Annotated in this window: 19 protein-coding genes; 9 read left to right on the top strand and 10 right to left on the bottom strand. The window is 59.5% G+C overall.

The window, feature by feature from the left end; all coding sequences use genetic code 11:
- Window positions 1–10: 10 nt before the first annotated feature.
- Both H9Q16_RS14445 and H9Q16_RS14450 read left to right on the top strand, forming a co-directional pair.
- Window positions 11–1,000 carry a P1 family peptidase gene (locus H9Q16_RS14445; protein ID WP_191076125.1) on the top strand — a complete coding sequence of 330 codons (990 nt, stop codon included), beginning with the start codon at window positions 11–13 and terminating at the stop codon, window positions 998–1,000.
- The gene (locus tag H9Q16_RS14450) at window positions 993–1,796 is read left to right on the top strand and encodes an alpha/beta fold hydrolase (protein ID WP_191076126.1); all 804 of its coding nucleotides are present in this window, start codon (window positions 993–995) and stop codon (window positions 1,794–1,796) included. The genes H9Q16_RS14445 and H9Q16_RS14450 overlap by 8 nt, the downstream gene beginning before the upstream one ends.
- A gap of 22 nt (window positions 1,797–1,818) precedes the next feature.
- On the opposite strand, the gene maiA is transcribed toward H9Q16_RS14450, so the two are convergent.
- Genes maiA through H9Q16_RS14465 form a run of 3 tightly spaced genes read right to left on the bottom strand, consistent with a single transcriptional unit; the run spans window position 1,819 to window position 4,230 of the window.
- The gene (maiA, locus tag H9Q16_RS14455) at window positions 1,819–2,466 is read right to left on the bottom strand and encodes a maleylacetoacetate isomerase (protein WP_191076127.1); all 648 of its coding nucleotides are present in this window, start codon (window positions 2,464–2,466) and stop codon (window positions 1,819–1,821) included.
- Window positions 2,463–3,155, bottom strand: a complete 693-nt coding sequence (locus tag H9Q16_RS14460) for a fumarylacetoacetate hydrolase family protein (RefSeq protein ID WP_191076128.1) — start codon at window positions 3,153–3,155, stop codon at window positions 2,463–2,465. Before H9Q16_RS14460 ends, maiA begins: the two co-directional genes overlap by 4 nt.
- 52 nt (window positions 3,156–3,207) lie before the next feature.
- On the bottom strand, window positions 3,208–4,230 hold the full coding sequence (locus H9Q16_RS14465; RefSeq protein WP_191076129.1) for a LacI family DNA-binding transcriptional regulator: 1,023 nt from the start codon (window positions 4,228–4,230) through the stop codon (window positions 3,208–3,210).
- 87 nt (window positions 4,231–4,317) lie between these two features.
- Between H9Q16_RS14465 and H9Q16_RS14470 the strand changes: the two genes are divergently transcribed.
- The 6 genes from H9Q16_RS14470 (at window position 4,318) to H9Q16_RS14495 (ending at window position 11,807) form a co-directional block, all read left to right on the top strand.
- Complete coding sequence (locus tag H9Q16_RS14470; RefSeq protein WP_191076130.1) at window positions 4,318–5,829, top strand: tripartite tricarboxylate transporter permease; 1,512 nt, start codon at window positions 4,318–4,320, stop codon at window positions 5,827–5,829.
- The gene (locus tag H9Q16_RS14475) at window positions 5,826–6,296 is read left to right on the top strand and encodes a tripartite tricarboxylate transporter TctB family protein (RefSeq protein ID WP_191076131.1); all 471 of its coding nucleotides are present in this window, start codon (window positions 5,826–5,828) and stop codon (window positions 6,294–6,296) included. The genes H9Q16_RS14470 and H9Q16_RS14475 overlap by 4 nt, the downstream gene beginning before the upstream one ends.
- A 46-nt stretch (window positions 6,297–6,342) precedes the next feature.
- On the top strand, window positions 6,343–7,311 hold the full coding sequence (locus H9Q16_RS14480; protein ID WP_191076132.1) for a tripartite tricarboxylate transporter substrate binding protein: 969 nt from the start codon (window positions 6,343–6,345) through the stop codon (window positions 7,309–7,311).
- 56 nt (window positions 7,312–7,367) lie between these two features.
- Entirely contained in the window at window positions 7,368–8,771 is a 1,404-nt protein-coding gene (gene sauS / locus H9Q16_RS14485) for an acylating sulfoacetaldehyde dehydrogenase (protein ID WP_191076133.1), read from the top strand.
- Window positions 8,768–10,261 (top strand): AMP-binding protein, encoded by a 1,494-nt coding sequence (locus H9Q16_RS14490; RefSeq protein WP_191076134.1) that lies wholly within the window; start codon window positions 8,768–8,770, stop codon window positions 10,259–10,261. Before sauS ends, H9Q16_RS14490 begins: the two co-directional genes overlap by 4 nt.
- Before the next feature lie 106 nt (window positions 10,262–10,367).
- Window positions 10,368–11,807 carry a mannose-1-phosphate guanylyltransferase/mannose-6-phosphate isomerase gene (locus tag H9Q16_RS14495; RefSeq protein WP_191076135.1) on the top strand — a complete coding sequence of 480 codons (1,440 nt, stop codon included), beginning with the start codon at window positions 10,368–10,370 and terminating at the stop codon, window positions 11,805–11,807.
- Window positions 11,808–11,810: 3 nt separating this feature from the next.
- On the opposite strand, the gene rfbA is transcribed toward H9Q16_RS14495, so the two are convergent.
- The 5 genes from rfbA to H9Q16_RS14520 all read right to left on the bottom strand — a co-directional run bounded on the left by rfbA (window position 11,811) and on the right by H9Q16_RS14520 (window position 16,280).
- The gene (gene rfbA, locus H9Q16_RS14500) at window positions 11,811–12,683 is read right to left on the bottom strand and encodes a glucose-1-phosphate thymidylyltransferase RfbA (RefSeq protein ID WP_191076136.1); all 873 of its coding nucleotides are present in this window, start codon (window positions 12,681–12,683) and stop codon (window positions 11,811–11,813) included.
- Window positions 12,680–13,531 carry a dTDP-4-dehydrorhamnose reductase gene (gene rfbD, locus H9Q16_RS14505; protein ID WP_191076137.1) on the bottom strand — a complete coding sequence of 284 codons (852 nt, stop codon included), beginning with the start codon at window positions 13,529–13,531 and terminating at the stop codon, window positions 12,680–12,682. Before rfbD ends, rfbA begins: the two co-directional genes overlap by 4 nt.
- Before the next feature lie 18 nt (window positions 13,532–13,549).
- Entirely contained in the window at window positions 13,550–14,590 is a 1,041-nt protein-coding gene (gene rfbB, locus H9Q16_RS14510; protein ID WP_191076138.1) for a dTDP-glucose 4,6-dehydratase, read from the bottom strand.
- Entirely contained in the window at window positions 14,587–15,153 is a 567-nt protein-coding gene (gene rfbC / locus H9Q16_RS14515) for a dTDP-4-dehydrorhamnose 3,5-epimerase (protein WP_191076139.1), read from the bottom strand. The genes rfbB and rfbC overlap by 4 nt, the downstream gene beginning before the upstream one ends.
- 92 nt (window positions 15,154–15,245) lie before the next feature.
- Complete coding sequence (locus H9Q16_RS14520) at window positions 15,246–16,280, bottom strand: DUF2793 domain-containing protein (RefSeq protein ID WP_191076140.1); 1,035 nt, start codon at window positions 16,278–16,280, stop codon at window positions 15,246–15,248.
- Between the two features lie 217 nt (window positions 16,281–16,497).
- Here H9Q16_RS14520 and H9Q16_RS14525 point away from each other — a divergent pair, with 217 nt between their 5' ends.
- Window positions 16,498–19,344, top strand: coding sequence for a calcium-binding protein (locus H9Q16_RS14525; protein WP_191076141.1), 2,847 nt, complete (start codon window positions 16,498–16,500; stop codon window positions 19,342–19,344).
- Here H9Q16_RS14525 and H9Q16_RS14530 read toward each other — a convergent pair.
- On the bottom strand, window positions 19,341–20,552 hold the full coding sequence (locus H9Q16_RS14530) for a glycosyltransferase (protein ID WP_191076142.1): 1,212 nt from the start codon (window positions 20,550–20,552) through the stop codon (window positions 19,341–19,343). The two genes, H9Q16_RS14525 and H9Q16_RS14530, sit on opposite strands and share 4 nt — an antisense overlap.
- Window positions 20,549–21,862, bottom strand: a complete 1,314-nt coding sequence (locus H9Q16_RS20870) for a glycosyltransferase (RefSeq protein ID WP_191076143.1) — start codon at window positions 21,860–21,862, stop codon at window positions 20,549–20,551. The genes H9Q16_RS14530 and H9Q16_RS20870 overlap by 4 nt, the downstream gene beginning before the upstream one ends.
- Window positions 21,863–21,957: the final 95 nt, after the last annotated feature.

Below are 21,957 nucleotides of genomic sequence, written 5' to 3' on the forward strand. Positions count from 1 at the left end.
GACATTTGCCATGCAGCCCGGCCCCCGAAATCTGATCACCGACATCCCCGGCCTGCGCGTGGGCAACGCGCAGGACGCGACGCTAAAATCCGGTACAACTGTGCTGACGGCAGACGCGCCCTTTACCGCGTCAGTACACGTGATGGGTGGCGCGCCGGGCACGCGGGAAACCGATCTGCTGGCGCCTGACAAGACCGTTGCTGCCGTCGATGCGCTGGTGCTGTCGGGGGGGTCAGCCTATGGGCTGGATGCCTGTTCGGGTGTGGTGGACGGATTGCGGGCAGCCGGGCGTGGGTTTCAGGTAGGCTCTGCGGTGATACCGTTGGTGCCTGGTGCAATCCTGTTCGATCTGCTCAACGAAGGAGAGAAAGACTGGGATGAGAACCCTTACCGGGCGCTGGGGCGTTCTGCTTTTGAGAGGGCGGATACTGCATTTGAGATCGGCACGGCGGGTGCGGGTACCGGTGCGCTGACGGCGATGATGAAAGGCGGACTTGGCTCTGCATCGCTCACGCTGCCTGATGGCAGTACCGTGGGTGCGTTGGTTGCGGTCAATGCCATCGGGTCGGTCACCACCCCGGGCGACCGGCACTTTTATGCGGCCCCGTTTGAGATCGGAGACGAATTTGGCGGACAGGGGCCCGACACCGCCAGCGGTCTGGGCCTGTCCTTGGAAAGCCGCAAGATGAAGGCGATGAGCCTGCGCGAAAACACCACGATCGCCATTGTCGCGACCGATGCGGCCCTGAGCAAAGCAGAATGTCAACGCGTTGCCGTCGCGGCCCATGATGGCATCGCACGGGCGACCGTCCCGGCGCATACACCCAATGACGGTGATCTTGTTTTCGCGCTCAGCACCGAGGGGCGCGCGGCCGGGAATGTCATCCTGATCGGCCATGCTGCATCGCTTTGCCTTGCACGCGCGATTGCCCGGGCTGTCTACGAAGCCACACCAATGGAGGGCGATCTGTTACCGTGCTGGAGCGACCTCAATGCCTGAACTGAAACGCGACGATATTACCTTGCACTTTGAGGTGGACGGCAGCGGGCCCCCGCTGGTGCTGAACGCCGGGATGCTGAGCGACAGCGCCACCTGGGCGCCGCTGGTGCCACTGCTGTCTGATCACTTTACCCTCATCCGGCCTGATAACCGAAGCACGGGGCGCACCGTCCCTCATGACGCGCCGAATTCGGCTGCTCATATGGCTGCAGATGTACTGGCGCTGATGGATCATCTGGGGCACGATGCGTTTCACATCGCGGGCCATTCCATGGGGGGGCTGATGGCGATGGAGATCGCAGGGCTTGCGCCGGACCGCGTGACCACCGCAACGGTGATGGCCTCGGGTCGTGTGCGCATGCCGCGCACTGCAGCGGTGTTCGACGGGTTACTTGCAATCCGGCAGGCGCCGCAAGGTGAGGAGCTTTGGCTTCGCGCACTTTATCCATGGATCTTTGGACAGGCGTTCTTTGCCGACCCCGCCAATGTGAACACAGCGCTTGAGGCGGCACTTGCCTATCCCCATGCGCAGACAGCCGAAGGTATGGCACATCAGATCGAGATGTTTCGCGCCTTCAGGCCAAAGACGGATGTGTCACAGCTGGGGTGCCCGATATTGGTGTTGTATGCAGGTCAGGACGTTCTGGTGCCACCCGAGGTTGCCAGGCCCACCTTTCACCCCATCCCGGACCTGACCGAAGTTACCGTGCCAGATGCAGGCCATTCCATTGTCTGGGATGCGCCGCAGACAGTGGCCGAGCATCTGTTGGCATTTCTCGCTCAGCATTCGGGGTGAACGCCCCGGACAGGAAGGTCGATCAAACTGCGTCCGGTTGATTGGCAGGTGCGGCGTCAGCCAGTGCAGGCACGTTCATACATGCGGCGTGGATGCGGGTGATTGTGGGATAGTTGGTCATATCCACCTCGAACCGGGCGTTGTTCAGAACCTGCGCATAGAGGCACAGATCGGCGATCGTCACAGTATCACCGTGGCAGAAAGTGCCGGTTTCGTCCTCGCGGGCCAGACGCGTTTCAAGCGCCTGCATGCCGGCATTGGCCCAGGTACGGAACCACGCCGCTTTGCCGGCGGCATCAACGCCATAGGTCGTTTCAAGATGCTGGAGGATCCGCAGGTTGTTCACAGGATGAATGTCAGCGGCGACGATTTGCGCCAGTGACCGCACCCGCGCCCGGCCCCAGGGATCAGCCGGTAGGATCGGTGGGGCGGGATGGACCTCGTTCAGCCATTCGAGAATCGCCATGGACTGCGGTAACGGTCCTTCGGGTGTGACCAACGTCGGGACCAAGCCGGAGGGATTGAGCGCGAGATGAGCGGCACTGGCATGTTCCCCCTTCAAGAGCGCCAGCGGGATGTAGTCATACGAAAGGCCCTTGAGGTTCAGCGCCGCCCTGACCCGCACAGAGGTCGAGGAGCGAAAGTAGTTGTGCAGTTCAAAATCACTCATGCCTTTTCACCGATGGTGACTTCCAGCGTGCCGATGCCGTCGACCCCCCCGGTAATCACATCACCGGGCACGACAGGCCCGACGCCCGCAGGCGTCCCGGTCATGATAATATCTCCGGGGGCAAGCGTCATGGCTTGGGACAATGTGGCGATATGTTCGGCCACGGACCAGATCAGATCAGCAATATCCGCGTCCTGTTTGATCTCGCCATTCACCGCAAGCCAGATGCGCCCTTGGGTCACTGACGGCACATTCGCAATTTGCTTGATCGGGGCGATGGGGGCAGAGAAATCGAAAGCCTTGGCCCAATCCCAGGGACGCCCTGTTTCCTTGGCATCCCACTGCAGATCGCGGCGGGTCATGTCGACGCCGACAGAGGCCCCCCAGACATGATCCATCACGTCCGCTTCAGCGATGTTGGCACCCCCCTTGCCGATGGCGATGATCAGCTCGATCTCATAGTGGAGATCATCGGTGAGCGGCGGATAAGGGATCGTGCAGGGTGTGTCGACAGCCGCGTCGGCAGGTTTGGTGAAGAAAAACGGGGGATCGCGATCAGGGTCTTTGCCCATTTCTCGCGCGTGGGCGGCGTAATTGCGGCCCACGCAAAAGATACGGCGGACGGGAAACCGGTCCGCGCTGCCCTCTACGGCAAGGCTGGCCTGCTGCGGCGCGTCAAAGACATACATGGGCTGATCCTTTTTCAATGTTCCGGGCATCATAGGGGCGCGGGATACCTGTTCAAGGTGCAGCGCAGGTGTCGCGTTTGATCAGTTCGATTTCACAGAGTTCGCGAAAGGTTCGGGGGTCTGCGTGAATGATGGATTGGGCCAGGCGCGCGCCAGCCATCAAGCCGATGCGGCGGGCGGGCAAACGGACGGTGGTCAACCCCGGCTCCATCTCGCGTGAACCTTTGAAGTCGCCGATGCCGATCACGGAGATAGCGCGCGGCACCCCCAGCCCCAGTCGCAGCGCGGCATAGACCGCCCCCTGTGCCAGGACGTCATTGCCACAGATCAGGGCGGTCGGCCTGTCAGGTGAGGCGAGCATCTGACCCACCGCGTCTTTCGCATCAGAAATGCTGTAGGGCGCCTCGACTGACCAGCGGTCCGGCACAGTAATGCCCGCCGAGCGCAGGACATCGAGCGCACCTGTTTTGCGGCCGCGCGCACGGTCATTTCCGGTCGTGGGTGGAAACACGAGGCCGATTTTGCTGTGGCCCAGATGGGTGACATGCGCCGCCGCCAACTGTCCAGCGGCGGCATTGTCCGCGCCGACGCAGGACAAGGGCGAGGCAACGTCGTGGTTCCAGATCGTCATTGCCGGAATGCTTTGGCTTTCGATCAGCTGATAAGTCTCTTCAGAGTGGTCCTGACCAATCAGGGCGATGCCATCCACGCGGTGTTCCAGAAATTTGCGCATCACGGCATATTCGCGTTCCAGATCGTAGCCGTGGCTGGCGACCAGAATGGTAAAACCCTGTTCATCGACCGCATCGGAAAAGGCCTGTATCACTTCTGCAAAGATCGCGTGGTCAATTGTGGGCACGATCAGCCCGATCGTGCCGGAGCGGATACCGTGCATGGTCTGCGCAGCGCGGTTGCGGATGTAGCCCAGTCTGCGGACTGCCGCGTCGATCTTTTTGCGAGTCGCCGGTTTGACCAGTTCAGGATGATTGTAGCTGCGCGAGACGGTCGAGATAGAGACGCGCGCCGCTTTTGCAACCGCGACAATATCTGCTTTTTTCTTATCCTTCTCAATCATTTGGACCCTCAAGTCAGCCAAAAAATGAAAACATTTGCAAAACTGTTTTCATTGCCTACGCTTATTTGTCAACGCTGATGAGGTGCTATGGAGTTTCTGTTCTACTTTGGTGACGTGTTCACGCCGATCAATTTCGGGCTGCTGCTGATCGGGACGATCGGCGGTCTGATACTGGGCGCGACACCGGGGTTGTCCCCGACCATGGCGGTAGCGCTGTTGATCCCGTTCACGTTCCAGTTGGAAGCAGCGCAAGGGCTGATCTTGCTGGGCGCGGCCTATACATCGACCGTGGCCGGTGGTGCGGTTTCCGCGATCCTGCTCAAGATACCGGGCGCGCCTGCAAACATTGCCACGACCCTTGATGGCCATACGATGGCGCAGAAGGGCGAGGGCGCGAAAGCGTTGCAGATCTCGTTTCTGGCCTCGGCGGTCGGGGGCGTTTTCGGTGTTTTGTTGCTGATCTTCCTGACCCCGGTGCTGGCGCAATGGGCATTGGCCTTTGGCCCGTCGCATCTGTTCTGGCTTGCGATCCTCGGGGTCACAGTGATCGGTTCGCTTGACAGCAAGTCGGTGGTGAAAGGTCTGCTTTCAGGGTGCATTGGCCTGTGGCTGGCGACCATTGGGTTTGATGACATCATGGGCGCTCAGCGCTTTATCTTTCATCCGGCTTTGGGCGGGGGCATCAACATCATTGCGGCCTTGATCGGCCTTTTCGCGATTCCGCAGGTGATTACCATGTTCGCCAAGGGGCGGGCGCGCAACGACGCCGAGGTGCTGGAGGTGCAAAAGCACCCGATAAGTGGCGCGATTGCAGAACTGGGGCGCAACAAGCGCGCCATGGGCATTGGCACCCTTACGGGGTCGATCATTGGGCTGATCCCCGGCGTTGGCGGGCAGATTGCCGGACTGGTCGCCTATGATCAGTCCAAGAAATTCAGCCCCGATCGCGACAAGTTCGGCACTGGTCATCCAGAGGGCGTTATTGCGGCGGAAAGTGCGAATAACGCCATGGTCGGCCCGTCATTGGTGCCGCTGCTAACACTTTCGATCCCCGGATCACCCACGGCGGCGGTGCTGCTGGGTGGCTTGCTGATCCACGGGATCTTTCCGGGCACGGATCTTTTTGACAACCACCCGGATGTGGCATGGACCTTCATCAATTCGATGCTGATCGGGCAAGTGCTGATGTGCATCTTTGGACTTTATGTAGCGGGCATGGCGGCGCGCGTGGCACAGGTGCCGCAAAGCATCATGGCGGCTGTTGTGCTGGGGCTGGCCGTCTTTGGCAGCTATTCGGTGCAAAGTTCAATGGGGGATGTCTATGTCATGGCCTCGCTTGGGGTGATGATGTATTTTCTTGAGCGATTCGGGTTCTCGGCGGCCCCGCTGGTGCTGGGCCTGATCCTTGGCCCGATTGCCGAGGCGAACTTTATCCAGGGCTCCATGATCGCCAATGCAACGGACGGCATGGCCCCCTATTTCCTAGGCGGCGGGTTGAACATTTTTCTGATCGTTGTCGTCGTCGCCTCTGTTGCCTATTCCGGCTACATGGAATTGCGCACGCGCCGCTACATCTCGAAAGAGGAGATCATGGCATGAGCGATATCTCGGTTCCGCGATTGCAACATATCATTGCCTCGGGTGCTGTAGCGGCGGTTGGCGCATGGGTCACCTATGTCAGCTATACCCAGCAGCCCGCCGAAGCGTTCCTGTTTCCGCGCCTGATCTCCACCGTTTTTGTGGTGCTGGCGCTTTGGACCTTTGCCAAGGCGTGTCTGGGCTGGACCAAGGTGGGCAGCGGGCTTTCTGGCCGTCAATTCGCCAATATGCTACCGGGTCTTGCCGTGGCGCTGATCTATATCTTCTGGGCGACCAAGGGGTTGGGGTTTTACACCGCCACTGCCATCGCTTTTTTCATTCTGCTGAGCCTTTACGATCCGGCCTCTCATCGAGAGCTGCGGTCGTGGGTGAAGCGCGTCATCATCACGGCCATTTTTCTGGCCGTTATGTACGGTCTCTTCGCACTGCTTCTGAAAGTGTACACACCGCGAGAGATATTCTTCTGAACCGCAAGAGCGGCAGATATCTGAAACCCTAGGGAGGAACGACAAGATGAGAAATGTTATCGCAGGGGCCGCAATGGCCCTATTGAGCCTGACCGGTGCCGCCATGGCGGACGGACATGCGAACTATCCCGAGCGCCCGATCATGATGATGGTCAGCTATGGTGCCGGGGGTGCAACCGATTTTCAGGCGCGCATCGTCACGATGACGGCCGGAAACGAGGACGCGTTGGGTATGCCTATCGCCATTCTCAACAAACCCGGTGCCGGTGGACGCGTCGGCTGGAACTGGTTTGCCACCCAGGCCGAAGCGGATGGATACACGCTGGCGGCCTATAACATCCCGCACTTCATCGCGCAGTCGATCAAAGGTGGCGTCGAATATTCCGCCGACAGCTTTGAGCCGATCGCAAACTGGGGCGCGGACCCTGCCGTGTTCGTCGTCGCGGCTGACAGCGAGATGAATTCGATGGACGATGTGGTCACTTTTGCCAAGGACAATCCCGGCAAGCTGACGTTCTCTGGCGCGGGGCTTTTTGTGGGTCACCACATCGCGGCTTTGCAGCTGGAAAAAGCTGCGGGGGTGAAGATGGCGTATATCCCCACCAAAGGCGGCGGTGCGGCGGCGATGAAAGCCGTGATCGCGGGTGAGGTGATGGGCGGGGTCAACAACCTGTCCGACGCCTTCCGCGCGCAGGAAGCGGGCAACGTTAAGATCCTTGGTGTCTTCGATCTGGAGCGGAATGAGTTCCTGCCGGATGTGCCGACGTTGAAAGAACAGGGATATGACGTGGACAACGCATCGGTGAACTTTCGCGGCGTGATGGTGCCCAAGGGCACGCCACAGGCCATCATCGATCAGCTGGCCGAAACGGTGCCCACGATGTTCGAGAACAAGCGTGTGGCTGGCAAGATGAAGGCGGGCGGGTCGCCCATGCACATCATGAACCGTCAGGAAGTTCTGGAGATGTGGGCAGCGCGGGAAGAAACGCTCAAAGAGCTGCTTGCCGGTCTGTAAATGTAACCGTAGGGCGGGGTTCACCCCGCCTTACACTCCGATCAAAGGAAGCCGCCATGAACGCCCAAGACGCCTTAGCCGAGGTGGAGGCCATCGTCGCCACAGCGCGTGACGCACAACAGGCGTACGAGGCCGGCGGCAGTCAGGAACGCTATGACCGGGCCGCTCAGGCAGCCGCCTGGGCCATCATGGAACCGGCGCGCAACCGTCATCTGGCAGAGTTGTCGGTCGAGACAACAGGCCTTGGCAACGTCGCCGACAAGATCACCAAGAACCATCGCAAGACGCTGGGTCTGATGCGTGATATTGCGCAGGCCAAGACCTATGGCGTGATCAGCGATGACCCGGCCACCGGCATCACTGAGATCGCGCGGCCCATGGGGGTGATTGGCGCAGTTGTACCATCGACCAACCCAGCGGCGACGCCAGCGAACAATATCATCAACGCCCTCAAGTGTGGCAATGCGATTGTGCTTTCGCCCTCACCCAAGGGTGTGCCTGCCTGCGAAACCCTGCTGGGCTATATCTATGCCGAGTTCGACAAAATCGGAGAGGACAAGAACCTCGTCCAGATGGTTCCCGGTACGGGATCCAAAGAGAAAACCCAGCGGCTGCTGGAAATCTCAGACGTGATCGTGGTGACAGGCAGCCAGAATAACGTCAAGCGCGCCTATACTTCCGGTACCCCGGCGCTGGCCGTTGGGGCAGGCAATGTGACCGTGATCGTCGATGAAACCGCCGACCTGCGTGCCGCTGCGCAAAAGATTACCGCATCAAAGACCTTTGATAATGCCACCTCGTGCTCGTCCGAAAACGCGCTTGTTGTGGTGGATGCGATCTATGATGAATTTCTGTCTGTTTTGGCCGAGGAGGGCGGGCAAATCGCTCCTGACGAGACGGCGATCGTGGCCAAGCTGTGGCCAGACGGACATCTGAACCGGTCGGTCATCGCACAAGACGCGGATAAGATGCTTGAGGCGCTCCACCTTGCCGACCAATTGCCTGCGGACACAAAATTTGTCGCCGTTGAGACCACAGGCATTGGTCCGGATCACCCGCTGTCTGGCGAAAAGCTAAGCCGTGTTGCAGCGCTGTATAGGGCCAAAGACTTTGACGATGCAGTTGCGATCACGGCGCGCATTCTTGATCACCAGGGTGCGGGGCATTCGGTAGGGCTGCACTCGGCCAAGGATGACCGTGCGGTCCAATTGGGTCATGCCCTGCCCACCAGCCGCGTCATCGTAAATCAAGCGCATTGTTTTGCCACGGGGGGGGCCTTTAACAACGGGATGCCGTTTTCCCTGTCGATGGGATGCGGCACCTGGGGCGGCAATTCGATGGATGACAACCTGCATTGGAGGCACTTCATGCAGACCGCCAAGATCGTGCGCGAAATTCCGGCGCGAGAGCCTGCGGTCGAGGACATTTTTGCCGACTACTGGGTTGCTGCCGGGAAATGAAGCTGCACGACGACAGACCGCCTGAAGGCACAGTGCGCGATTGGCTGAACGTCCGTGCAGACGCAGGTGGCACGGCGTTTCGGTTTCCAGTGACAGGCGAAACGCTAAGCTGGGCAGAGCTGCGCGATCATGCGGCGCGGATTGCGGCGCATTTGACCGCACAAGGGATCTCAAAGGGAGAAAGCGTTGCGTTACTGAACCCCAACGGGCGCGATGCGGTCCTGTCGGTTTACGGCGTGCTTTATGGTGGGTTTCGCGCGACGATGATCAATCTTATCGCGGGGAATGACGCGATCGCCTATGCGCTGGAGCATTCAGAGGCACGATTTGCGGTTGTCGACAACGGCGCGCGCGCGCTTTTCATGGACGTGGCGCATGGGATCACGCCGCTGGATCTGGAGGGTTCTGATCCAGCGCCCTTACACGCGATTGGCCCGGATGATGCGGCTCTGCTGATGTACACATCAGGTACCACCGGGAGGCCCAAGGGCGTCGTGCATTCACACGCAAGCCTGCTGGCTGGCGGCTGGACGACAGCCATCGCCCATGCGTTGACACCGCGCGACTGCGGGCTTTGCGTGCTGCCGATCTATCATATCAACGGGCTTTGCGTGTCGGTGATGGGTGGGTTGGTTTCGGGCGGCACGGTCGCGATGGTGCCGAAATTCTCAGCCTCGCAGTTCTGGACACAGGCCCAGGCCGCGCAGGCCACGTGGTTTTCCGTGGTGCCCACGATCATCTCGCATTTGCTGCACAGCACCGAGGACCCGACAGACGCGACCCGACGCCGCCTGCGCTTTGGGCGCTCGGCCTCGTCGCCATTGGCGCCCGACGTGCAAACCGCCTTTGAGGCACGCTTTGACGTGCCCATCGTCGAGACGATGGGCCTGACCGAAACTGCCGCGCAGATCCTGTCAAACCCCCTGCCCCCGGGCACGCGCAAGATCGGCTCTCCGGGTGTGGCATACGGAAATGAGGCCTGCATCATGTCTGCCGATCTGGAACCGCTGCCCGCTGAAAAGGAAGGCGAGATCTGCGTTCGCGGGCCCAATGTTATGCGCGAGTATTTCAAGAACCCCCAAGCAACCCTTGATACCTTCACCCCGGAAGGCTGGTTACGCACAGGCGATCTGGGACGTATCGACGCCGACGGTTATCTGTTCGTCACGGGTCGACTGAAAGAACTGATCATCAAGGGGGGTGAAAACATCGCCCCTCGCGAGATTGACGAGGCGCTTTATTCTCATGCCGATGTGATCGAGGCCGCTGCCTTTGCACGCCCCTGCGACAGCTATGGTGAACGTGTGGAAGCAGCTGTGAAGATCAAGAAGGGATCTGCGCTGACCGCACATGATCTTGTAGAAATCTGTTGCCAGAAGATCGGGGCGTTCAAGGCGCCCGACGTCGTGCATGTACTGGACGATCTGCCAAAGGGACCGTCGGGCAAGATACAACGTCTGAAAATAGCAGAATTGACACGCAACGCCTGAAAAGGGTGTCCCGAACCCACGCAGGATGCATTATGCCTCAATAGAGACGCAATTTTGTGGTTCATTAAGTTTCGTAATGAGCCACCTGCGGTAACGAGGAACACACATGTCGGCACCGGAAATCACCCCCGTTATTCTGTGTGGCGGGTCAGGCACGCGTCTTTGGCCAGTGTCGCGCAAGAGTTTCCCCAAACAGTTCATTCCGCTGATAGGCGACGGCAGCCTGTTTCAGCAGTCATCGGGACGGCTGTGGGGTAGTGGATTTACGCGGCCCCTGATCGTCACCAATTCGGATTTTCGGTTCATCGTGACGCAGCAGCTGGCCGATATGGGATTGGATCCAGGTGCGGTTCTGATCGAACCATCAGCGCGCAATACCGCACCTGCCTTGCTTGCGGCCGCATTGCATCAGGCGCAGAGCGATCCGCATGGCTTGATGCTGGCGGCCCCGTCAGATCAATACATCACCCAGGTCGATACGTTTCGCGCAAGTCTGCAGCGCGGTGTTGCGGCGGCCCAATCGGGGCAGATTGTCACCTTTGGGATACGGCCCGATCGACCTGAAACCGGGTATGGATACCTCGAACTGGATCACGATGATATTGCCGGTGCAGTGCCGCTGAAGCGTTTTGTGGAAAAGCCGGTTCTGGCTGAGGCAGAGCGCATGCTGGCAGCGGGGGGGTACCTGTGGAATGCCGGTATTTTCATGTATACCGCCCAGACCCTGATTGAGGCGTTCAAGACCCACGCACCGGAAATGCTGAGCGATGTCGAGGCTGCTGTCGCGGGTGCGCAATCCGATCTGGGCTTCCTGCGGCTTGAGCCCGAGGCCTGGGCGCGATGCGCAGATATTTCGATCGATTTCGCGATCATGGAAAAGATCAGCAATATCGCGGTGGTGCAGCACGACGGGGACTGGTCCGATCTGGGCGGCTGGATGGCCGTCCACCAGCACGCCGACGTTGACGCCGATGGCGTGGCTTTGCAGGGCGCGGCGCATGCGCTTGATTGCCAGAACACGCTGTTGCGCTCTGAAAGTGACGCGCTGCAGCTCGTGGGTCTGGGCCTGCGGAACATCGTTGCGGTTGCTATGCCAGATGCCGTTCTGGTGGCAGATCGCAGCCGGGTGGCGGAACTGGGCGATGTCGTCAAAGAAATGCGCAAGGCCAACGTGCCGCAGGCGGATACCTTTCCCAAGGATCACCGACCCTGGGGATTTTTCGAAACCCTCATTCTGGGGGGCCGGTTTCAGGTCAAGCGGATCGTTGTGAACCCCGGTGCCGCGCTGAGCCTGCAAAGCCACGTCCACCGTGCCGAACACTGGATCGTTGTTGCCGGCACCGCGAAGGTCACCATTGGCGATACTGAAAAGCTGGTGTGGGAAAACGAGTCTGTCTATGTGCCGCTGGGCGCTGTGCACCGTATGGAAAACCCCGGCAAGCTGCCGATGGAGCTGATCGAAGTGCAGACCGGCAGCTATCTGGGTGAAGATGACATCATTCGCTACGACGACGTCTATGCCCGGGGTCAGGGAGCCAAGGGCTAATCCCTATTTCAGCAAGGCTTTCAGATAGGCGCCATATTCATTCTTGGCGAACATCTCAGCACGCTCTGCCAGGTCATCGTCGCTGATCCAACCCTGATCGTGTGCGATTTCCTCAAGGCATCCGGTTTGCAGCCCTTGCCTTTTGGTCAGGGTGCGCACGAAGTTTCCCGCATCCAGCAAGCTGGCATGGGTCCCGGTGTCAAGCCAAGCATAGCCGCGCCCCATGCGTTTTACCCGCAGATTGCCCGCGGTCAGATACATCTCAAGCAAGGTCGTGATTTCCAGCTCGCCACGCGGGGACGGCGTGACCTCGCGCGCGCGTGCGGGCGCATCGGAGTCCAGAAAATAGAGGCCGGTGACCGCATAGTTCGAGGGCGGTACGTCAGGCTTTTCGATGATTTGCCGCGCCGTGCCATCCGCGTCGAAACCGACCACGCCATAGCGTTCTGGATCAGCGACATGATAGCCAAATACGGTGCCACCGCTGGTCTGCTGATCTGCCTCGGCCAAAAGTTCCGGCAGGCCGTGACCAAAGAAAATATTGTCGCCCAGCACCATTGCCGAAGGCGCGCCGGCAAGGAAGTCTTCGGCCAGCAGGTAGGCTTGGGCCAGCCCGTCAGGGTTTGGTTGGGTGATATAGGTCAGGGACACGCCCCATTGGCTGCCATCGCACAATGTGTGCCGAAACTGATCCTGATCCTGCGGTGTGGTGATCATCGCGATTTCGCGGATGCCCGCCAGCATCAGCACAGAGATCGGGTAGTAGATCATCGGCTTGTCATAGATCGGCAGCAGCTGCTTACTGACACCCATGGTGATCGGATAAAGCCGCGTGCCTGAGCCGCCTGCCAGGATGATGCCTTTGCGCTGGGTCATGAGAGCGCTCCCAAATCAGTGAGGATGTGGTTCAGACTGACCCGCCACTCCGGTCTGTCGATACCAAAGGCTGTTGTTGTGCTCGAGCAATCCATGCGTGAGTTAAGCGGGCGCGTCGCCGGGGTTGGGTAGGCCGCAGAAGCGATATCCGTCACCTGACACTCCAGCGCGGCCTGGGAAAAAATCTCGCGGGCGAAATCAGCCCAGCTGCAATCCGGTGCGCCAGAGAAATGATAGATCCCTGATTTTTCGGGTGCATCCTTCAGGGCGCATGCGATCCGGTGGCATGCCGCTGCAATATCGCGGGCGGCTGTCGGTCCGCCGATCTGATCTGCGACGATTGTAAGGGAATCCCGCTCTGCTCCGAGGCGCAACATGGTTTTGACAAAGTTGTTGCCATGAGGTGAAAAGACCCATGAGGTGCGCAGGATCGCATAAGTCCCGTCCGCCGCCTTCACCGCGCGCTCTCCCGCCAGTTTGGAGCGCCCGTAGGCACCCAACGGTCCGGTTGGATCCGATGGTTTCCAGGGTGCGTCACCGCCGCCTTCGAATACGTAGTCGGTCGAGATGTGGACAAAGGGGATGCCCAACGCGGCACAGACCTTTGCCATAGCGCCCGGTGCATCGCCGTTGATCACTGTTGCAAGAGGTTCTTCCTCTTCGGCCTTGTCCACGGCAGTGTATGCCGCCGCATTGATCACCGCGTCGGGATTGTGGTCTTCGATCAGCGCGGCACATGTATCAGGGTTCGTCAGATCAGCACTATCGCGATCCAGGCACATCGTGCCGTCCAGCGCGTTCAGTTCCTGCGCGACCTGACCATTTTTGCCAAAGACGAGAATATTCATCGGACCACGTCCCCTGCTCTAGCCCTTGACGCCAAGGCGTTCGCCAACGCCGTCACGATCCTGCAACGCGCGCCACCAGTCTTCGTTGTCGAGATACCATTGCACGGTCTTCTCAAGGCCTTCTTCAACCGTGACTGACGGTCGCCAACCAAGTTCATCGCGAATGCGGCCGGGGTCAATGGCGTACCGCAGATCATGGCCCGCGCGATCCGCGACAAAGGTGATCTGGTCTTCGTACTTCGTGTTCTTGGGGCGTTTGTCATCAAGGATCTGACAAATGGTCGTGACAAGGTCGATGTTCCGCGCCTCGTTTTCGCCGCCGATGTTGTAGCTTCGGCCCAGCGCGCCTTTTTCCAGAACCAGCAGCAAGGCATCTGCGTGATCCTCGACATAGAGCCAGTCGCGCACGTTTTCCCCTTTACCGTAAACGGGGATGTCCTTGCCCGCCAAGGCGTTCAGGATCACCACCGGAATCAGCTTTTCCGGAAAATGGTAGGGACCATAATTATTCGAACAATTGGTCAAGACCACCGGCAAGCCGTAGGTTTCGTGCCATGCCCGAACCAGATGATCACTGGCCGCTTTTGAGGCGGAATAGGGTGACCGTGGATCATATGAGGTCTCTTCGGTAAACATCCCCGTTTCACCCAAGGACCCATAAACCTCATCAGTGGAAATATGGTGAAACCGGAAGTCCGCAGGCTTGCCTTTGGCTGTCCAGTAGGCGCGCGCGGCCTCAAGCATGTTGTAGGTGCCTGTTATGTTGGTTTCGATGAAATCACCGGGGCCATCGATGGAGCGGTCGACGTGGCTTTCTGCGGCCAAATGCATGATCGCGTCGGGCTGGTGTGTATCCATCACAGCGTCGAGTGCGGCACGGTCGCGGATATCAACCTGTTCAAATGAATAAAGTGCGTTGTCCGCCACATCTGCCACGTTGGCCAGGCATCCGGCATAGGTCAGCGCATCAACATTGACGACCGCGTGACCGCGGGCCACAGCAAGGCGCACGACAGCAGAGCCGATGAAACCTGCACCGCCCGTTACAAGAATCTTCATGGCGCGCCCTCAAAAATGAAGGGGCTGTCGAAATCAGCCATCAGCGGCGCCTTGCTGTCTTTGTCCGACAGGATCGCATCGCCGCTCAGACCCCAATTGATGTCGAGGTCCGGATCGTCAAACCGCACGGCGCCATCGCAGTCAGGAGCGTAATAATCAGTACATTTGTAGATGATTTCGGTATTCGGAGCGCGCGTGGCAAAGCCGTGCAGGAAACCTGCAGGGATCAACAGTTGCAAGCCGTTCTGCGCTGTCAGCTCGTAGCCGACCCACTTGCCAAAAGTCGGGCTTCCTTTGCGGATGTCGACCGCCACATCAAAAAGCGCGCCCTGACCGCAACGCACAAGCTTGTCCTGTGCGTGGGGCGGTGACTGAAAGTGCAAGCCGCGCACCGTGCCCACCGCAGCAGACATGGAATGGTTGTCCTGAACAAAGTCCAGCTCAATGCCGTGTTCAGCCAGTGTCTTGCGGTTCCAGCTTTCAGAGAAAAACCCGCGATCATCGCCAAATCTGGCGGGTTCCAGCAGCAGGACACCGGGGAGATCGGTTTGTGTAACGCGCACGCCATCGCTCCGTGAGATTCACTTTAGTGGGCCTTACCAAGGCCCCCTCAGAATGTCACGACGCGAGTTTTAGGGGTGCACCCGCAAGCCCGTCAGGACACGATGGCGCGGTCGGTCACACGGCGCCAGCTTGTGCCGTCTGAAAATGCGGGCACGGCGCCGCCGGCCTCGTCTGAGACGTAAAGTTGTGCGCCCGCTCCGGCAGTACCTGCAGCAGGCAGGGTGGCGACGGTAAATGACGGCAGGCCAACCGGCCCAAGAAAGCTGGCGACGTAGGGTGCGTTCGCAATCTGCAACACGTCGGTCGCCGCCGTCTCGTTGCGGAGCTTGAAGGATCCGTCTGCCTTGATCTTGAACTTCCAATCCCCGCCGGACAGATCATCGGTCATCCGGAAAGCGGCGCCACCGGTCCCACCCAGATTACGGACCTGAACCGATGGCTCGACCGCATTTGCGGCGACGGTCAGCGCCTGGTCGGGCGTTGCCTGACCAATCGCGACATGCCCATTCGAGCCATCAACCAGCATCGCATTGACGAATGAACCGCCATCCGAACTCACTTTGATGGCAAAGCCGTCCGAACCTGTCGTGCCCAACTCGGCGCGGCCAGAAAACCCGGTCTGGAAGAGCAGGCTTGCCGTATCCCCGGCACCGGCCTTGTTGAGCTTGAGCTGATGCCCGCCGCCTGCGTGATTGAGCAGTGTCGCATCAGACGAGACAGCCAGACGATTTGTTGTATCTGCAGCGGTCTGGACGCCCACGAAGGGCAGGTTTTGCAAATCCGCTTGGTCCAGTGCAACCCATTCGGTGCCGTCAAAGCGGTATGTTTCGCCAGACCCGGCGATATCGGCACGCCATCCAACGGACGCCTCAAAGAGCTGCCAGGTATTGTCGACCCAGAGGGCCAGCTTGTGATCGTGCCCGGCCCATGCTCCGGTGGCGCCATTCGCGATGATATAGCGATCGCCCAAATCAGGCAGGGCGGGCGGTTCGGTCAGGGAGGCGCTGATCACGGAAAGCTGCGTGACCGCATCAAGGATCCTGAGCGCCTCGTTGTGGGTTACGTGTTTTTGGGCCTGCCCGGGCTGGATGTAAGGCAGCGACAGGGTTGGGGTTTTCTCTGGCATGCGCGGATTCCTTTGCGAGGCGTTTGGATGAACAGGTGGCGCGCAATCTGGGCCAGCAGAGTGAACCAGGGCTTAGGGAACCGCGCGCTGGAATTGGGCCGAACGCAACAGATGTCTCTTAAATTGACCATAGGGGTCATCAAAAAGCCGCATTACCATCATGCGCCGCCCATCTGCGCGCGCCACATTGCCTGCCGGAGTAATGGAGTGAGTGTTCATGGTCACCGCGGTTTTCACTGTGGAAGGATCGCTGTCGTCGAGCCCTAACGACGGATTGGTAGGTCTCGATGATCTGCATCTGGTCCACGGCGCAGGCGGGACAGTGCTGTATGCGGTGTCGCGGGGCGGCGGGTATCTTACCGGCTTTGACGTGGGCGATGCGCCGGGGCAGACCGTGGAAGGCAGCTATTGGTCGCTTGCCGCGCAGTTTCTGCAATTGGAAACGACCGATCTTGTTCTGCGCGACCATGCCACGGGTCCCCAGCTTTACATGGCCGGGCTGAACAGCGGGGGCCTGCGCGGCGTGCGCATTGATGATGATGGCGCAGGTCCGCTGATCGAAGGAAATATCGCGGCAACCTCGGCCAGCCTGAACATGGCGCTCGTGACCGAGATGGAGTTGGTCGAAGGCACCGATACCGGCATTGCAGCGTTGCGCACGGGCGGGTTGGTCAACGTGTCGTTCGGGGCGAACAACGCGCTGAACGTGACCCAAATCAACGAAGGCGCTGCGATGCAGAACGCGCGCGCAAGCGACATCGTGACCGCAACACATAACGGCCAGACCTACGCATTTGTCAGCTTTGGCAGCGAAGATACCGTCAGCATGTATCGCCAGCTTGCGAATGGTCAGATGCAACATATTGCGGACGCGCAGGCAGAGCACGGGCTTTGGGCGGACACGCCGGGTGCCCTGACCGTGGCATCAGCGGCAGACGGTGGGCTTTACGTAGTCGTCGCAGGCTCTGGCAGCGGATCACTGAGCGTGCTGGCGGTGGCAACCAATGGCAGCACAATGATCCCGGTTGATCACGTTGTGGACAGTTTGGATACCCGTTTCGCAAATGCGACCGAGGTAACAAGCGTGTCAATCAGCGGACAGGACTATGTGCTTGCCGCCGGGTCGGACGCGGGCCTAAGCCTGTTCGTTATGCTGCCGGGCGGACGCCTGCAGCACGTCGAGACATTCGAAGGGACAATTGACGCGCCACTGAACGGTATCACCGCGCTTGAGGCGATGGCGGTTCCCGGCGGTATTCGCGTCTGGGCCAGCACCGAAGCGGCACCTTTCCTGTCTGAGTTTTCCGTATCGTTGCAGAATATCGGGATCAACCGTGTCGACGGCGGCGGCAATGGCACTTTGAACGGGACCAACGGCGACGATATACTCGACGGTGGTGCCGGCCACGACAATATCAGCGGCGGCGGCGGCAGCGACATCCTGCTGGATGGTGCAGGTCTGGATACGCTGCGCGGGGGCAATGGCGCAGATACGTTCATTCTATCACGCGATGGGCAGCGGGACGTCATCCAGGATTTCCAGCATACGCTCGACCAGATTGATCTGTCCGGTTTTGGCCCGATTGGCGGGATCGGCAGCCTAAGTATCGTTTCGCGCACATGGGGCGCGGAAATACGTTTCGGCAATGAGGTGATCGAGGTGCGCAGTGCCAATGGCGCCTCGCTGTCTGCGCAGAACTTCAACGCGGAAAACCTTGTTTTAGGGGGCCGGATTGAAGTGGATCCGTCACTTTATCCTGCGCCCGGGACCTATGTACCTGAGGTCAACCCAGCGCCATTGCCCCCGGCACCCAGCCCCCCGCCCGCACCGGCGCCACAACCCCTGCCCAATCCGCAACCATCCCCCGCCCCGCAGCCACAGCCGACCCCCAGCACCACCGGCGGATCCGCCAGCAGCGGGCCGATGGACACCGAGATGCCGGGGGTAAAACCCTGGGCTCCGATGGGGCAGGCCGAACCCAATGTCAGTTTCAGCCTCGGCACCAATCCAAGCATAGGAACTGACGCGCCAAACAATATCCTCACGCTTGGCGCCAATAACCAGATCTTTGGTCGGGGCGGCAATGACACCATCCGGTCCAGCGGCGGCAACGACAGTGTCGATGGCGGCGCTGGCAGCGATATTGTTGATGGGGGCAATGGTGCCGATGTGATTTCGGGCGGGGCGGGTTTTGACACGCTTCTGGGCCGCGACGGTTTTGACACCCTTGACGGTGGCGCGGGCGCGGATCTTTTGCGCGGCGGCAACGGCAATGATCTGATGATTGGCGGTGATGGTTTCGACGTGCTGCATGGCGAGGGCGGCAATGACGTGATGTTCGGCGGTGCCATGCCAGACCGTATTTTCGGAGGTGGCGGCGACGACCGGATCGATGCAGGCAGCAACTTTGGCATTTCTGTCGACGGCGTCTGGGGTCAGGAGGGCAATGACACGATCCTGGGCAATGTTGGGTATGACATGCTGAACGGTGGGTTTGGTAACGATCTGATTTATGGCGGAGATCAGGCAGACAATCTGTATGGCAGTTGGGGGGCGGACATTCTTGTGGGCGGACAGGGTCTGGATCGCCTTTTCGGGGATCAGGGGAATGACAGGCTTTATGGCGGGACCGGCAATGATGGCCATTTCGGTGGCGCAGGCGACGACACGATCTGGGGCGGGACGGGCAATGATCGCTTTTTTGGCGAGATCGGAGATGACATCATCATCGGGGAGGAAGGTCGGGATACCATCTATGGAGGTGCCGGCTTTGATACGGTGATCGGTGGGGAAGGAAACGACCTGCTGTTCGGCAATTTCAATGCGGATCGGTTTGTATTCGCGGACAACCATGGCGACGACACGCTGGTCGATTTCGCCGCGACAAACGCGTTCGAGATGATCGATTTCACAAATCTCAGCGGATTTGACAGTTTTGCCGACGTGCTCGCGGGATCAACGCAGACAGGTGCGAACGTTCTGATCGATACCGGCGCAGACAGCTCTGTTCTGCTGATCCGGGTGAACATGGGCGATCTGGACGCAGATGATTTTCTCTTTTAAGTCAGCACTTTGCTGATCATGGCATCCAGTGCGGCAGCTTGATCATCGAAATTTGTGACCTTTTGTGGTGCTGCGGGTGACGGATGTTCCGCAAGCGCGTCTTCAATCTGGGCCTGCACCGGTGCTGCCGTGCTGCCGATGGGAATCAGCTTGTCTGCCGGAACGGTGCCGTGTTCCGTTGTGCCCCCGCTATCGGTCTGTATCAGCGCAATCCCTCTAGCCAGGGCCTCTCGCACAGCCAAGCCAAAGGTTTCTTTCCATTGCGACATGAACAAAAGGACGTCGATCTGCGCATAGTAGTCGTCCATCTGTTCCTGAGAGAACCGTGGATGGACCCCCCATTCACCGGGAAGATCATCAAATCGGTGCCCCGCCCACCATGCCCCGTCAAGGCTGCCTTCGACCACCTGCACCTTGAAATCATCCCGGTTCAGTCCGGCAAAGGCGCGTCGGATAAGGGGCCAGCCTTTCATATGAGACGGTCCCCCGACAAAGCCAAAGGTCAACCTGGGATCCGCTGCGCGCCGGGCAGCCTGCCGGGCAAAAAAATCCGGTGCCGGCTGTCGCACACCGTTTTCCCACACGACACCCTTGTCAGGTGCAAAACCTGAGCTTGCACTGAGATCACGTGCGTATTCGCTTGGATAGGTGATAATCTCTGCCAAAGGGCCCCTGCTTTGCAGATGGTCGAAGCGGGTCTTTGCTTTTTCAAAGTCCTCTACACAGCTGCGGCAGGTCTCCAGCCGGATGGGGTTCTGTCCGCAAAATGTGTTGTCCACGCGGATCATGAACTGACGGTCGCAAATCCACCAGAAATCATGCGTGCTGAGGATCGACGGCACACCGGCCTCAGCGGCGGCTTCTAAAATCCCGGTACCCATATCCTGAATGCAGTGCGCGTGTACCAGATCGGGTTTCAGCGCTTCTATCAGGTTGGTCAGTTCGCGGGTCACGCCTGGGTTTTCGTAAAGCAGGTCATATTCCCGCCCAGGCGGCACGTTGATTATATAGTTTGTGATCCCCTGCTGCTCAGACTTGATGACGGCATAGGGAGCAATATCGTGACGGCAGCACAGGGACGTCGCGGTAATGCGATAGCCGCCACGGCGCAAAAGCGACTGTGCGACCTGTTCGGCCACGATGGTTGCGCCGCCGTAGGAGAACGGAGCGAAGAAAACGTTGGCCAGCAGGATATGCCGTTCCGTCATCCTTTGACCCACTCCAGCACTTCCGACGATACGATATGTGCGGAATCCGATCCGACCCATGTTTCTTCCAGGTCGCGACTGGCCGCCTGCCCCATCTGACGGGCAAGTGCTGCGTCACGTCCCAGAGTTTCGAGCGCGGTGGCCCAGTCAGCCTTGTCACTGGCGACAAAACCGGTTTCGCCGTCTCGCACGACGTTCTTGAGGTCACCCACCGTGCCGACAATCGATGGCACCCCGACCGAGGCGGCGTCGATCACGCGCACCGCGCTTTTGCACTGATTGAAGATATCGTCGCTGAGAGGCATGACAGCGCAGTCTGCACGGGCCAAGGCCGCCGCGTACTTGGGGTAAGTCGAAAAACTGACGCTTTCGACCTGATCGACTAGCGCCTCTGGCAGATGCTTCTGGTCAAAATGGCCGATCACCAAGAGGCGTCGATTCGAATCCGCCGTGATGAATGCTGTCAGTGGTTCGATGATTTCGGCCAGATCAACTTCATGACCTTGTGACCCGCTGGCAAATGCCACACGGAAAAGACCGTCATCTGTGTCACGCGCAGCCATCGCGGCGGCACCCGTGTCGAGCGTTTCGGCATCTGCAAAGTTGCGGCGGACAAAAACGGGACGTTGGGTATAAAGCCGAGTATGTTCGGCCATTCCGGGGGTGGACACGGTCAACAGGTCGGCACCGTTCATCATGGTCAGATACTTGGGCGCTTCGCTCAAAAAGTGCGCCTTCAGGCCCGGATCAACGGCTTTCATGTTGCCATAGGTCTCGTAGGCACTGACCGAGAACAATGGGTCGTCAAGGTCATAGAGCACCGGCAATCGTAACCGCCGCGCCTCGTATCGCAACATCTCAGTTACCTGTGTCGACTGAAGGCGATACTCCATCAGATGTGTGGCCTGCTGCAAAACACGGGCAGCACGGGGGACATCCTGATAATGAGCATAGTCGAAATCGACATCTCGCGCCTGCCAGAAATCGGACAGTTGTTCGACACGGTACTTCCGGCATTGCGGCAGATTCAGGTCGCCAATCAGCCCGATCCGGCGGCGGTTCGACAAGAGGGCGGGCGCGCCCGAAATGTGGAAGGCCTGTTCGCGGGCCAGCGTTTGCCAGATGCCATGCAAGTACACTTCGTCCCGGGCGGGTCCGGGAGTTCCTGAAAATCCCAGTGCGCTGGGGGCAATGTTGCGCAACCGCATGCCGACAAAGGTCCGCGCTTTGCCGAAGGCAACTGCGGCACCTTCCTCGCGGACAGTGCTGAAAAACCGCTTTATCAGCGCCAATCTGAAAAATCGTGCCACCGACTGATGTCCTTGAGCTTTCTGCTCCGGCCCGAATAGTCTACTTCCATTCAGACTTCTATCCGATTTTGGCCGCACGATACCTCGCAGGACCC

Source organism: Sulfitobacter aestuariivivens (assembly GCF_014763045.1).
GTDB lineage: Bacteria > Pseudomonadota > Alphaproteobacteria > Rhodobacterales > Rhodobacteraceae > Sulfitobacter > Sulfitobacter aestuariivivens.

Bases quoted from the DNA above. Each gene is read 5' to 3' on its own strand.
- H9Q16_RS14480 (WP_191076132.1), top strand. From the start codon at position 6,343: ATGAGAAATGTTATCGCAGGGGCCGCAATGGCCCTATTGAGCCTGACC.
- H9Q16_RS14465 (WP_191076129.1), bottom strand. From the start codon at position 4,230: ATGATTGAGAAGGATAAGAAAAAAGCAGATATTGTCGCGGTTGCAAAA.
- H9Q16_RS14450 (WP_191076126.1), top strand. From the start codon at position 993: ATGCCTGAACTGAAACGCGACGATATTACCTTGCACTTTGAGGTGGAC.
- H9Q16_RS14525 (WP_191076141.1), top strand. From the start codon at position 16,498: ATGGTCACCGCGGTTTTCACTGTGGAAGGATCGCTGTCGTCGAGCCCT.
- rfbA (WP_191076136.1), bottom strand. From the start codon at position 12,683: ATGACCCAGCGCAAAGGCATCATCCTGGCAGGCGGCTCAGGCACGCGG.
- rfbB (WP_191076138.1), bottom strand. From the start codon at position 14,590: ATGAAGATTCTTGTAACGGGCGGTGCAGGTTTCATCGGCTCTGCTGTC.
- sauS (WP_191076133.1), top strand. From the start codon at position 7,368: ATGAACGCCCAAGACGCCTTAGCCGAGGTGGAGGCCATCGTCGCCACA.
- rfbD (WP_191076137.1), bottom strand. From the start codon at position 13,531: ATGAATATTCTCGTCTTTGGCAAAAATGGTCAGGTCGCGCAGGAACTG.
- H9Q16_RS14530 (WP_191076142.1), bottom strand. From the start codon at position 20,552: ATGACGGAACGGCATATCCTGCTGGCCAACGTTTTCTTCGCTCCGTTC.
- H9Q16_RS14490 (WP_191076134.1), top strand. From the start codon at position 8,768: ATGAAGCTGCACGACGACAGACCGCCTGAAGGCACAGTGCGCGATTGG.
- H9Q16_RS14445 (WP_191076125.1), top strand. From the start codon at position 11: ATGCAGCCCGGCCCCCGAAATCTGATCACCGACATCCCCGGCCTGCGC.
- maiA (WP_191076127.1), bottom strand. From the start codon at position 2,466: ATGAGTGATTTTGAACTGCACAACTACTTTCGCTCCTCGACCTCTGTG.
- H9Q16_RS14495 (WP_191076135.1), top strand. From the start codon at position 10,368: ATGTCGGCACCGGAAATCACCCCCGTTATTCTGTGTGGCGGGTCAGGC.
- H9Q16_RS14475 (WP_191076131.1), top strand. From the start codon at position 5,826: ATGAGCGATATCTCGGTTCCGCGATTGCAACATATCATTGCCTCGGGT.
- H9Q16_RS14460 (WP_191076128.1), bottom strand. From the start codon at position 3,155: ATGTATGTCTTTGACGCGCCGCAGCAGGCCAGCCTTGCCGTAGAGGGC.
- H9Q16_RS14520 (WP_191076140.1), bottom strand. From the start codon at position 16,280: ATGCCAGAGAAAACCCCAACCCTGTCGCTGCCTTACATCCAGCCCGGG.
- H9Q16_RS14470 (WP_191076130.1), top strand. From the start codon at position 4,318: ATGGAGTTTCTGTTCTACTTTGGTGACGTGTTCACGCCGATCAATTTC.